We start from the raw sequence: 12,701 nt of genomic DNA, 5'->3' as shown, positions 1-12,701 counted from the left end.
ATAGAGAACACATGACGGTTTCTCCAACGGAAAATTTGTTTAACGTTTTAGATGATACAGCCTTAATTCTGCAAGAAGAATTATCTTGTACATATTTAGAAGCAGTTGCCGAGACGGGGGAAAATCTTTTTCACCAAGATGTCCTGCAAGATGAATTGAATGAACTGACCAAGAAAAGGCTGAAGAAGAAATACGCTGATGCCGGTTTGGACCAGATCAGCAAAGAACATATCCGGAAAGCCCTGCAGCTGGCCATTCTAAAAGGCATGAAGCAAAGCTCGCAGCCAAACCATCAGATGACACCCGATGCAATCGGAATGTTCATCAGTTATTTGGCAGGTAAATTCACGAAAGGCAGCCAGGAACTGCGGGTATTGGACCCGGCCGTAGGGACAGGGAACTTGCTGACCACGGTCTTGAATGGCCTTGGTGATAAAAAAGTGGAATCAGTTGGAGTCGATATAGATGATCTTTTGATCAAGCTTTCGTATATTGGAGCCAATCTGCAAAAGCATCCCCTGCAATTGTTCAACCAGGATGCCCTTGAGCCGCTATTCATTGATCCAGTTGATGTTGTCATCAGTGATCTGCCTGTCGGTTATTATCCAAACGATTTGAGAGCTGCGGACTATCAACTGAAAAGTGATGAAGGCCATTCTTATTCTCATCATCTTTTCATTGAACAGAGCCTTAAACATACTAAGCCGGGCGGCTATCTGTTCTTCCTTGTGCCGAACCATTTGTTCGAATCGGATGAGGCGAAGAAGCTGCATGCCTTTTTTAAAGAGCAAGTGTACATCCAGGGTCTGCTTCAGCTGCCGATGTCTCTTTTCAAAAATGAGAATTCAGCGAAAAGCATCCTGGTCCTGCAAAAGAAAAAAGCGGATGTGAAACCGCCTAAAGAAGTGCTCATGGCGAATATGCCGTCACTGTCGAATCAGAAAGCAATGGAAAATTTGCTTGCGAAGATGGAGCAGTGGTTTAAACAAAACAAATAAGGGAAAGCAACGATTAGGGTAAAGTCACAAAGGTTTTGGGGCTTTGCCCTTTTTTCGTTAGGCTGTTTTCGTATAGACTGTTGCTTTCTTGACCATACTGTCAGGTCGATATAATGGGGTTTAGGAGGCGTTCAAGTATGTGGGAAAATGATTATGAAGAGTTCAGTGATTTAACCAAATCAGAACAATTAGCCTTGTTTAACGCAATGAAACAGGACTTGTTTCCAGACGAACCAGATAAAATTACGAAACTATTCCAAAGCATTCGTGAAGCCCGATTTGCTTCTGGTTTGGGGTGTGTTCATTGCGGTAGTACATCTGTTAAACGGAACGGTGAATATCGTTCAAGACAACGCTATCTATGTATTGATTGTGGAAAATCCTTCAATGATATGACCAATACACCATTCTCAGGCTCTCGTTACCCTGAAAAATGGGTGAAATACATTGAACTAATGGTTGAGGGTTATACACTACCAAAAATCGCTGAACTCCTTAAAATACACATTTCCACCGCATTTTATTGGAGACACAAAATCTTGAACGCATTAGGCAGTCTCGGATTTAATCAATTGCAAGGTATCGTTGAAAGTGACGAAACTTTCTTTCGTGAGTCTATGAAGGGGCGAGACATCACCCATAGAAAAGCCAAAAAGCGTGGAGAAAAAGACAAAAAGAGAGGTATTTCTAACCTTAAAATTGCTGTTGTCGTAGCACAAGACCGCAATAGCAGTGTAATTGCTCGAAAAGCAGGAACAGGTCGTGTTAAAGCCGAAGAAATTAACACTGTGATAGGCGAGTATATTCACCCGTCTGCTTTGCTATGCACCGATACAGCAACGAATTATAAAAAGTACGCCAAGATAAAAGGATTACAACACGAAACAGTTAATGAACGACAAAAACAGCGTGTAAAGAAGGGAATTTACCACATTCAACACGTTAATAACTTTCATAATCGCCTGAAAAAGAGGATGGAGCGTTTTCAAGGAGTTGCAACAAAATATTTGGACAACTACCTCTATTGGTTCCGATGGCTTGATAAGGGAAAGAACTTAGCATTTGAAAAACGAGTAGAGCAAATGCTTGTTTCAGCGTGTCAAAAATCGAACGACATAACAGTGGAGATGTTGAAAGCAATATAAAAACCACCTCAAAATACTTAAAGGTGGTTAATGCTCTTAATCTATTTACCGCTATTTTTTATTGGAGAATCACCTTTTCCCAATTTGTGGGACCTTCATCACTTGGCACAAATTTGTTCCAATATTCACCAGTCTTCTTATCGAGAATGATGATATTATGCTCATTTGCAGGAACCAATTCATATCTATATTCGTTATTATTACTATTACTATCCACATTTGAAGATTCCTTACCAAATGCAGACATTAAAAATGAACCTAATATTGTGAAACCTATTATAATTGCTAAACCAATAATTATTGATGAACTATTTTTCATTTTCTTCCTTCATTTCCGGTTTATATGAATATTATAAATCCTTTCTCACAATTTAATCAATCACCTTTAAAAACAACAAACTTTGCGAAAACAGCCTTTCGTTAAAAATTGATTTCGGCTTCAGGTGCGGGACTCCGCGGGGATGGCGTTGAGCCTCGTCGAGTTCACCAACCAAAAGCGAGAGCGGCAGATCAGTGCCGTATGGATGGAAGGGTCTCGCATGAGGTAAAGGAATCACGAAGAGCGACAGCGATTGGATGATGACTGATCTTTTAAAAGTGGAAAGCCCAGCCCGTTCAGCTGTGTACGGACTGGACCAGCTCTGCATGAGATAAACGAAATAATGAACGTAGTGAGTTGATGTTTGACTCATCGCTAGAAAGAGCAGGGGAGTCCGCTAGCAATTGGACCTTGGAGCTGGAATAGCAGGAGAGAGAGGCTGAAATCCGCCAGGCGGCTATAGCCGGACTAGTCCCGCCGCTTCGGCAGGGGTCCGCACATCTTCCGCTCCAATCAACCTTATATGGAAAACGTAAAGAGGCCTTTCTTATTTCCTCGGATTCCTTTACCTCATGAACATTACTTAGACCAAAGGTGTGAAAACCCGCTTTCGCTTTCTTGTTACTTTTCTGAAAACACTTATTTTATCATGTAAACGATTACGCGGGAAGCTTACCCTTGAAATGGCATACAAGCAGTGATTAAATGAAAAATTGAGAGATATAAAGTGCTTAAATGAACAAACTATAATAGAACGTTATTGAAAAAGGAGCGGTAAAAGAAATGGCAAAAATGATTGCGATCAACGCTGGCAGTTCTTCGTTGAAATTCCAGCTTTTTGAAATGCCTCAAGAAGAGGTTATTACGAAAGGTCTAATTGAACGTATCGGTTTAAATGATTCTATTTTCAGTATTTCTGTAAATGGTGAGAAGCAGGAAGAAGTTACAGATATCCCTGACCACGAAGTAGCAGTGAAAATGCTTTTGGATAAATTGACTTCTACAGGAATCATCAAGTCCTTGGATGAAATCGAAGGGATTGGACACCGCGTGGTACATGGCGGTGAAGTGTTCAATGACTCTGTTGTTATCAATGATGAAGTGCTTGAAAAGATTGAGGAGCTATCTGAACTTGCGCCACTTCACAACCCTGCCAATGTGACAGGAATTAAATCTTTCCAAAGTGTCCTGCCAAATGTACCGGCAGTAGCAGTGTTCGATACAGCTTTCCACCAGACGATGCCGGAAAGTTCATTCCTTTACAGCCTGCCTTACGATTACTATGAAAAATATGGCATCCGTAAATATGGTTTCCACGGAACTTCCCATAAATATGTATCAGAAAGAGCAGCAGAAATGCTTGGACGTCCAAAAGAGCAGCTGCGCCTGATTTCCTGCCACCTTGGTAACGGTGCAAGTATCGCAGCCATTGAAGGCGGAAAATCCATCGATACATCAATGGGCTTCACACCGCTTGCAGGTGTAGCGATGGGAACAAGATCTGGTAACATCGACCCTGCCCTCATTCCGTTCATCATGGAAAAAACAGGCCAGACAGCGGATGAAGTACTGAACGTACTCAACAAAAAATCCGGTATGCTCGGTGTGTCCGGCCTATCCAGTGATTTGCGCGATATCGAAAGCCAGGCGGCTGAAGGTAACGAACGTGCTGAATTGGCATTGGAAGTATTCGCAAACCGCATTCATAAATACATCGGATCTTATGCATCCCGCATGTATGGTGTAGATGCAATCATCTTCACAGCCGGTATCGGTGAAAACTCCCAGATCGTCCGTGAAAAAGTCCTGAATGGCCTTGAGTTCATGGGGATTTATTGGGATCCGGCACGAAACAAAGTAAGAGGGGAAGAAACATTCCTTAATCATCCTCATTCTCCTGTCAAAGTCATGATCATTCCGACAAATGAAGAAGTCATGATTGCCCGTGACGTTCAGCGTTTGACTGTATAATATTTTTTATCAGAAAGACCTCACTTCGGTGGGGTCTCAGCTTGTAGACAAAGTCCAATTTATGGACCATGTCTACAAGCTTTTTTTGTTTAATTAAGTTAAATACTTTCAAATTGGGTGATTGGAAGCGAAAAGTTGATTTCCGCTACAGGCGCACGACTCCGCGGGGCGGGCGGTGAGCCTCCTCGCTGTGCTTGCGGGGTCTCACCTGTCCCGCTAATCCCGCAGGAGATCGTACGCCTTCCGCTCCAATCAACCCTTTGTAAACTATGCAGCTTCCAACAATTAAACTCTAAAAATCTGTTCTTCTAATCCTTTAAAGTGTAAAGACTGCCCGTTATTAAAAAAGTGCACCCAAAGTTGTAACCACACCAAAATGATTCATCGACACCTTTGGCAGGATTACCTGGATGAGGTTGAACATCTGAGGAATACTGATTTGAATAAAACACTTTACGCACAGCGAAAAGAAACAATCGAAAGAGTTTTTGCTGATGCGAACGAGAAGCATGGCATGCCGTTGGACGACCTTGAGAGGTCAAAAAAAGTTTCACTGCAGGCGATGCTTACGTCTGCTGCCATGAACCTTAAAACGTTAGCAAGCTGGACATGGCGAGGGCCTTGTCCAGTCTAATTATCAACCATTTTTACGGAAAAATCAGCAAACCCCGCTCCAACCTTTTGGTTGGAGCGGGGTTTGTCTACGGTCTGAGACCTGACTTCGGTGGGGGCTTTTTATTTTCCAGAGGTTTTCCTTTCTTTAAGGTTGTTGTTCAACAAAAAGTATAGTTGATTTCCCCTCCAGCTTTACGACTCCGCGTGGCGGGCGGTGAATAAAAAGCGGAAGCGGCCGTTTAGCGACGTACAGATTGGAGGGCTTTCGCATGTGATAAAGGAATCACGAAGAACGGAGTGATTCGATGATGACTTATTGCAAGGAGAGAGATCGAAATCTGCAAGTCGCTGGCTGCTGGAGCTGGATTGGCCTCCCCGGCGTTGCCTGCGGGGTCTCACCTGTCCCGCAAATCCCGCAGGAGGTCTACCAGCTTCCGCTCCAACCAACCCCAGAAGAAGCTATTCACTCTTCTTTGTTTTTTTCTATTAAATAAATTGGCAACCTTATTAATCATATAGGATGAACCCAGCTGTTATGATATATTATAGATAATCACGTCTTGATAAGGGGTTGAAATCGATGGATTGGTCTAATAGAGATGAACAGGTTCTGGAGGAAATCCGGCAGTGGCAGGATGCCTTATATGATTATGAGGCGAATGACCTTGAGAATACATATGTAAAATGGTTGGACATTGCTTTTTCAAAATTGCCTATAGAACTACAGGAACAGTTTTTCCAAAGACTTGACGGGTGGTTGTTTCACCTGCATTCGCTTCTGCAGGGTTCGCAGCTTCAGAATGATGCACGGGAACGTATATTAAAAACTGCACGTGCATTCAACCAGGATATCGACACTATACAAGACCTTCACTTATTAACGATCGACCAGCTTCATTACATTGCGGTACAGCATACAGGCAGGCATCAGCTTTACTCGTTCATCCAAGGCGGAATGACTGGGAGCGGAGGGGCTGCTGTTCTAAGTGCAGACTTGCCGGCGTTGGGTGTCATTAATTTGCGTTCTGTGCAGCTGGTCGCGATTTCGTACGGTTTTGATGTTCAGTCCCCTTTTGAAATGATGACCTCACTGAAGGTGTTTCATGCTGCCACCCTTCCGTCTCGTTTGAAAGCTGAAGCATGGGGAGAGTTGATGGACGATCTTGACCGAAAAGAGAACGACTATTTCTATAATGGCACTGAAAAGCTGACGGACTATACATGGCTGGAAGGACCTCTGAAGCATATGCTGAAAGGGCTGGTCATCACCATGTTTCGGAAAAAACGGATGTCGGGCATGCCTTTGATCAGCATGGCAGTCGGAGCGGGCTTCAATTACCAATTCACGAAAAAAATCAATGATTTCGCTGAGAAATACTATCAGTACCGATACTTATCCAGTAAGCAAAGTGAGACTGAATAAAAAGAAGGCTGCCGGGCGTTGAATACCCGGCAGCTTCTTTTCGATTAATCACCTAATAAATAAGATGAATAGGAACCGATGACCTTCACTTTACATCCGAGGGCCTCCATTTCGCTGATCGCTCCAGGAAGAAGGACTTCATCCATCTCCTGCTCTACATCGATCAGGAAAAAATAATCCCCTAACCCTGTTTTCAACGGTCTTGATTCAATTTTGCTGAGGTTCAACTGTCGCCAAGCAAAGGCAGAAAGAACTTGATGAAGCGCCCCGGAGCGGTCTTTTGGCAGTGTCACCATCAAAGTTGTTTTTTCTGTGACTTTCTTATTGGGAAGCTCGAGTCTGACAGGGTCCTTATGCAGGACGATGAATCGGGTATGGTTGTAGGCGAAATCATGAATGTTTTTATGTGTAATCTCAAGGCCATATACGTTTGCAGCTAATTCATTTCCTATTGCTCCAAGCTTTTCCTCTGGATGTTCACTCAGATATTTAGCTGCCGCAGCTGTTGAAGTCGTCTGCTCCAAAGCGGTGCCCCTATATACACTGTTTAGGAACTTATGGCATTGTGCCAATGCATGGGAATGTGACAGGATTTTCTCCAACGCTGTAACATTGCTGTTGTTGCTTGGATGAATCATGAGATGCTGGTGGATGGGTGAGGTGAGTTCTGCCGCGATGTTCAAGTTGGATTTGTGAAATAAGTAATCAACGGTAATATGTACAGACCCCTCAAGGGAATTTTCCATAGGAACAACGGCATAGTCCACTTCTTCTTTGATGGCAGCTTCAATACAATCCGGAATTGTTACGCAGGGTATTGCTGTGCATTTCGGAAAAGCTCTTTTCACAGCCAGATCTGTAAAAGAAGCCAGAGGTCCTAAGTAAGCAATTTTCAAAGATACACTTCCTCTCGAGAAATTTATTGAATATTCTAGCATGTTATCGCTTGGATTGTATAGATAGTATTCAGAAAAAATATTTTACTATTATTTTGAAAGTGTTTAAATGAAATAACTAAAAAAGCTTGCAGAGGAAAACTCTGCAAGTTGATAAACCATTTTCAATTAATCCTGATCGTCTGTCCTAACCACTAGGACATCGCATTCGGCAGAGCGGGTGATGTGTTCTGACACACTTCCAATCAGGAATCTTTCCATTGCACTCAACCCGGTTGCACCGCAGACGATAAGGTCTGCACTTACTTTTTTCGCTCCATCTTTCGGAATGACGACTTTAGGGGATCCATACTCAATCAACGTGTGAACATCGATAACTCCTGCACGCTGTGCCTGCTCTTTGTAAGATGTCATGATTTCATCCGCATACTGGCTGGCCCTTTCGCCGACGGATTGGTCATACGATTCAACGGTTGCAAATGACCTTGAATCAATGACATGGATGATTGAGAGTGTTGCATCATTACGCAAGGCGATATCAATCGATTTCTTAAATGCCCATTCTGCTTCCTTAGATCCATCAACTGCTACGAGTATATTCTTATACTTCAAAGTCATGTCTCATCCCTCCTTAGCTTTAGTTTACTATATATTTCCTATAATAACTGTTACAGAATTTCAAAAGATAGTATTAATTATTATTTATTTTTCCTGAAATGGAGGTGATTAAACCATGGATAAAAAGAATCGATTGAAGCAGCAGAGCTTTTATGATGAACGAGCAGCAGAACAGACTTCGTCCCAAATCATGGATTCCTATGAATCAGGCCTGCATGATGGAGAGGCAGGACCTGTTAGGTCAGAATTGGCGGATCAGGACGGGAAGATGTAACGAAGAAAGCTGTCCGGTAAATTTTGCTCGGACAGCTTTTTGATGGATCACATCTAGTTTTCTAAGTGAAGGTCATGAAGGACTTCTGCCAATATATCTGCGGTTCGATATTCCTCTTCCAGCGTATTCTCAGCGCCGCCAATATTTATGGATATAGAACGGTCGAACAAATCCTGATTGTAGGTTGATTGAACAGGGCTGTTGTTTTTAATAAAGATTCCTCTCGACAGTCCGGGAACGTACCTTTCTAACTTTTGGTGAACAGTTTCAGCAAATTGTTTTACTTCCTCAAAGTTCATTATGTTTGAAGAAATAAAGAATGCGACTCTTCCTAAACTTTCCCCTTTGTACTCCAAAGTGGTAACATTTCTTGGCTGGCTGTCCCGATGAATATCAAGAACCATTTCTAAGGTGTCACTGTTCTGCTTTACAGTCTCGGTTACATAGGGACGTGACATATCATATGAGCTTTGATAGTCCAGGTTCTTATCCGCAAGCTCTAAAATAAAATCCTTATTTTCATGTTCCACTTTCATGCCGCTACCCTTCAAGGCTTTCGCAAGGTGTTCACCGACCAATTGGATGTTCTTTTTCTTGCTGTGTGCCTGTTCAGCATTTTCAACATCCAATTCGGGAATGAAAGATTCTCTGCTATGTGTGTGATAAATGTAGACTTCTGTTTCTTTATCAGCTGAAGGAATCGCAGAAGGCAGTGTATTCATCAAGTGTTGCAGATTGGAAGCCCCGTTCCCCATACTCAACCAAAAAATGATAGCTATGCTCGTCAAAAGTGAAAATGAAAGGTAGGAATGCAGCTGGACTTTTTTCTTTTTTAAATATCCCTTTTCTTCATCCACCAGCATAGAAATGGTCTCTTGTGTGAAATTACTTGAAGGCAGGAATTCCTTTGAATGTTTTAGCTGACTTAGAAGTTCTTGTTCCTTATGCATTCTCTAATACCTCCTTCATGTCAGATAGCTCAATATCGGCTTTCAATTTCTTGAGAGCCCGGTGATAAGTCACTTTTACCTTGGAGGCACTGCAGTTCAAGATATCAGCAGTTTCTGCAACGGTGAATTCATTGATGCTTCGAAGAATGATGACTGTTCTGTAAGAAGGTTTAAGTTGGAGTATGGCCTGGTGAATCCGGTTTTTATTTTCTTCATGAATTAATAAGTGCTGCGGGTCTGAATTGATTGAGGGAATGTTTCTAAAGAAAGAATCTTTCACAATAGAATAGAACCTTTTTCTTCGGATGTGGTCAATGGCTGTGTGTTTTGCTATAGAGAAGATCCAGGTGGTAAAGGTGCAGCTGCCGTTATAAGTTGAAGCCGATTTTATTACACGGATAAAAACCTCTTGTGTTAAATCTTCTGCATCACTTTTGTTTCCTATAAAGCAGATTAGAAACTTATAAACATCTTGATGATATTCAGAATAAATTTTCTCTATATTATCTATCCTCATGGCCTTCCCCCTTTTTCCTTTCATTTATTAATCGCTTGAGGACCGAAAAGGTTACACCTTAAAATGATTATTTCGTACACATACGATGAGTTTGACTTTTTTCTCTAAGTCTTGGGAAAAATCATTCGATTTTGGAGGGCTCACACCTACTTAAAGATTAGGTGACCGTTTAGCGACATACGGATTGGAGGTCTCTCGGATGATGACTTATCGCAAGGAGAAAGACTGAAATTCTATAGCCGTTGGAGCCATGGAACTGGATTAGCAAGTAGAGAGACTGAAATCCACTAGTCGCTAGCCGCTGAACTAGATGCGTCACGCTAGCCTCCCTGGAGGTCAAACGCTTTCCGCTCCAATCATACAGGGGGAAATAAAGGCGGAAAACCACAGAATTTTAAAAAACAGTCAATGCTAAAGATAAAAGCAGGACCATCCAATTAGGGTGGTCCTTTGGTATTACATTAAAGCACCTTTCACTTGAATAAAAAACGGCTGCTTATTCAGCAAACGCCTGATTGAAAAACAAGGATAAAGTGAATCGTCATTAAGTCATTTAATCTTCTTTATTTTTTTTATTAATTATATCAAACACTATTCCAATGAGGGCTGATAGTAAAACAACTAGTACCCCTGTGTTCTCTTTCAGGTTTCCTGAGTGTTCCAGTAAACTAAATGTTAAGAATGCAAACGGTAAGAGAATTAGAGCGAATTTTATTTTCGGAGTCACCTTAATAATTGTTAAGAATAAGAAGCCTCTTCTTTCTTCAGTATAGAAAAGATTGATGAGAGTAGATACAAGCCTCCTATCGTCAATATAATTACCATTTGAGATGGTTCTATCAGTTCATAAAATATAGTCGAAATAGTAATTGATAGCATTAAAAGCAGCAGTCCAAGCAGATTTCCATATTTCAGCTTTTTTAATGCTTATCGCTTTTTTAAACCGCCCACCTGCGACAGAAGAAAAGATAAAACCAAATATCATCACTATGAAAAGAATCGGCCTTAAAAGATCCGGGAGTGTCCAGCTATGTCCATATATCAAGAAACTTAAAGCGAAAAAAAAGACAAAAAGATGAATGTTATATTTTATTAGTCCCAATTAAAAATCCCCTCCTTGATGTTCAAAACTAGCATCTTTATAACCACTTAATAGTTAGACGAAGCTATTAAGGATTTGTTTCCCGATATTCCATTCACCTGCTCCTTTAATCGAACATCCAATATGCTTCATTCGGAAAATTCTGATAACAAAAGTTTATCATAAGTTATATTCTCATGGAGACGTCGGGAAAACATTTCTGTGGATATGGCCTCTACAATGATAAAAAACAGCAGACCCCCTATTTCATAATTTGGTCTGCTGTTCTTTATGTTATTTGATGTGTTAAAAAGGATTGTAGTTTAGATGTGTAATACTTTTTTCTCCTCCTCATCCGAATGGGTTACTAAAGAACATGACGGCTTTTATTATAATCGTTTATTGTGTTTGCAGCCTGTTTCGAAACAAAACTATACACCATAAAGGTCAGCAAAAAGCTGATGAACCCTGGGGACCAGCCCTCTGGGATCAGGAAATAGACTACAAGAGAAGCGGTTATAACATAAATGGCTTTATGGTTATATTTGAATGTTCCTGAGGCAAGCCTTGCCAGGTCTTCCTCGGAAATTCTCGCTTTCTTAATATACGTATAGTCGGCCACAATCACGGCGGATAAGGGGATGACAAAGGCTCCAAGCAGTGAGATATAATCCTTGGCATTGTCCACGAGTGCAGGAAAGCAGCTTAAGAAAATACCTGTCCCCCCGAACACAAGGGCACTTTTGACTCTTCCCAGGGCAGGAATTGCATTAAGCAAACTGAAGCCTCCCGTGTAGGCGTTGCTGAGATTGATCGATATCATCGAAACCATCGCGCAGATTCCAATCAATATAGTCAGAAGTACAGAACCGGTCTGCTCCGTTGCTGCCACAAAGGGATTTGAATTCTGGAATAATGCAGCACTGAAGGTCCCGAGAAGAGCGGTCATGAAGAAGCCGAAAACGTTCCCGGCGAACAGTCCCCAGAACCCCTGCTTCCCTGTACTAGCATAACGGGTTACATCAGATGAGGCACTAACCCCGGACACATATTGTACGAATGCAAGGCTGGCAAAAAACACAAAGGGACCTATAGAGAATTCCCCACCTGAGAACAAGATACTGCTTCCCATGCGATCAGCCGCCGTGCTTATAAAAATGAAAAGGATGGCAGCCTGCCCAATCAAAAGGAACGGCATGAACATCTTAGTGGCTTTTTTTACTGCTTCAAAACCAATCAGCGCCAAAATGGTCATGATCAATGCCAGTGACACGGCAATCGGGATAAGAGGCAGGTCTATTCTTGAAGCTTTATTCACAAGAGACAAAACAACCAAAGTCCCTCCAATCGTCTGTACACTGAACCAATAGAGGGACGTCAGCGACCTGACAGGGGAGGCAACAAGCCGTGAAAGCTTCGTTCCGATCATCGATCTGATGACATACTGAGCAGGAAGTCCGTAGCGGGCCCCCGGCAACGAGAGGACTGACACAAAGAAGAAGGCAAGGCTTGCTCCAAGCAATGTGCTGAGGATGGCCCAGCCCATTGGCAGTCCGCCTTCCAATACTGCTAGAGCAGGAACAAGGAAGTTCCCGGCATTGACTGAGAAGGCAAGTTGTATGGTGAAATACTCAAACCAAGTAGTGGTTTTTAATTCTTGCGGAACTGATTCTAACCCTAATCTTTCTATTGCTGGATTTTTCATTTGGAGGACTCCTTATTTCTATCTTCGAAGTAATTCTATTCCTATTGTATAGGAAGTTTGCCAAAAGTGAAGAGAAGATGAAAAATTTCAGGAGCTTCAAGCCTTGTTTGATAGGGAAAATTCACGCTTTTCTGTCTAAATGTAAATGCTTACATTTTTATGAAAATTGTTTAGCATTTTAATAATGAT

At 41.9% G+C, this 12,701-nt stretch carries 11 protein-coding genes and 1 pseudogene; 6 read left to right on the top strand and 6 right to left on the bottom strand.

Annotated features, from left to right (window positions below; translation table 11 throughout):
• Window positions 1–11: 11 nt before the first annotated feature.
• Together AC4E8A_RS17955 and AC4E8A_RS17950 are read left to right on the top strand one after the other, a co-directional pair.
• On the top strand, window positions 12–998 hold the full coding sequence (locus tag AC4E8A_RS17955) for a class I SAM-dependent methyltransferase (RefSeq protein WP_490194989.1): 987 nt from the start codon (window positions 12–14) through the stop codon (window positions 996–998).
• Between the two features lie 137 nt (window positions 999–1,135).
• Window positions 1,136–2,143 (top strand): IS1595 family transposase, encoded by a 1,008-nt coding sequence (locus AC4E8A_RS17950; RefSeq protein WP_490194987.1) that lies wholly within the window; start codon window positions 1,136–1,138, stop codon window positions 2,141–2,143.
• 58 nt (window positions 2,144–2,201) lie between these two features.
• Here the strand turns inward: AC4E8A_RS17950 and AC4E8A_RS17945 are convergent, their stop codons facing one another.
• Entirely contained in the window at window positions 2,202–2,462 is a 261-nt protein-coding gene (locus AC4E8A_RS17945; RefSeq protein ID WP_490194985.1) for a hypothetical protein, read from the bottom strand.
• Window positions 2,463–3,245: 783 nt separating this feature from the next.
• On the opposite strand from AC4E8A_RS17945, the gene AC4E8A_RS17940 reads away from it, so the two are divergent.
• From AC4E8A_RS17940 to AC4E8A_RS17930, 3 genes and pseudogenes are all read left to right on the top strand, one after another.
• Window positions 3,246–4,433, top strand: a complete 1,188-nt coding sequence (locus AC4E8A_RS17940) for an acetate kinase (protein ID WP_490194983.1) — start codon at window positions 3,246–3,248, stop codon at window positions 4,431–4,433.
• Between the two features lie 322 nt (window positions 4,434–4,755).
• Window positions 4,756–5,067: pseudogene (locus AC4E8A_RS17935) on the top strand (transposase); the annotation flags it as partial.
• Between the two features lie 561 nt (window positions 5,068–5,628).
• Window positions 5,629–6,471 carry an EcsC family protein gene (locus tag AC4E8A_RS17930; RefSeq protein ID WP_490194981.1) on the top strand — a complete coding sequence of 281 codons (843 nt, stop codon included), beginning with the start codon at window positions 5,629–5,631 and terminating at the stop codon, window positions 6,469–6,471.
• A 44-nt stretch (window positions 6,472–6,515) separates the two neighbouring features.
• Here AC4E8A_RS17930 and pheA read toward each other — a convergent pair whose 3' ends face one another.
• Both pheA and AC4E8A_RS17920 read right to left on the bottom strand, forming a co-directional pair.
• Complete coding sequence (pheA, locus tag AC4E8A_RS17925; protein ID WP_490194979.1) at window positions 6,516–7,367, bottom strand: prephenate dehydratase; 852 nt, start codon at window positions 7,365–7,367, stop codon at window positions 6,516–6,518.
• A gap of 168 nt (window positions 7,368–7,535) precedes the next feature.
• Complete coding sequence (locus AC4E8A_RS17920; protein ID WP_490194977.1) at window positions 7,536–7,985, bottom strand: universal stress protein; 450 nt, start codon at window positions 7,983–7,985, stop codon at window positions 7,536–7,538.
• Window positions 7,986–8,100: 115 nt separating this feature from the next.
• On the opposite strand from AC4E8A_RS17920, the gene AC4E8A_RS17915 reads away from it, so the two are divergent.
• The gene (locus AC4E8A_RS17915) at window positions 8,101–8,259 is read left to right on the top strand and encodes a hypothetical protein (protein ID WP_490194975.1); all 159 of its coding nucleotides are present in this window, start codon (window positions 8,101–8,103) and stop codon (window positions 8,257–8,259) included.
• Between the two features lie 53 nt (window positions 8,260–8,312).
• Here the strand turns inward: AC4E8A_RS17915 and spoIIP are convergent, their stop codons facing one another.
• The 3 genes from spoIIP to AC4E8A_RS17900 all read right to left on the bottom strand — a co-directional run bounded on the left by spoIIP (window position 8,313) and on the right by AC4E8A_RS17900 (window position 12,512).
• Window positions 8,313–9,209 carry a stage II sporulation protein P gene (spoIIP, locus tag AC4E8A_RS17910; protein ID WP_490194973.1) on the bottom strand — a complete coding sequence of 299 codons (897 nt, stop codon included), beginning with the start codon at window positions 9,207–9,209 and terminating at the stop codon, window positions 8,313–8,315.
• A complete protein-coding gene (locus AC4E8A_RS17905; protein WP_490194972.1) occupies window positions 9,202–9,726 on the bottom strand; it encodes an RNA polymerase sigma factor in 525 nt (174 codons plus the stop codon). Before AC4E8A_RS17905 ends, spoIIP begins: the two co-directional genes overlap by 8 nt.
• Before the next feature lie 1,448 nt (window positions 9,727–11,174).
• A complete protein-coding gene (locus AC4E8A_RS17900; protein WP_490194970.1) occupies window positions 11,175–12,512 on the bottom strand; it encodes a purine-cytosine permease family protein in 1,338 nt (445 codons plus the stop codon).
• Window positions 12,513–12,701: the final 189 nt, after the last annotated feature.

It is taken from the genome of Bacillus sp. SRL337, from assembly GCF_984799155.1.
Note: the sequence above shows the minus strand (reverse complement) of the source record. Positions and strands in the feature narration are given on the sequence as shown.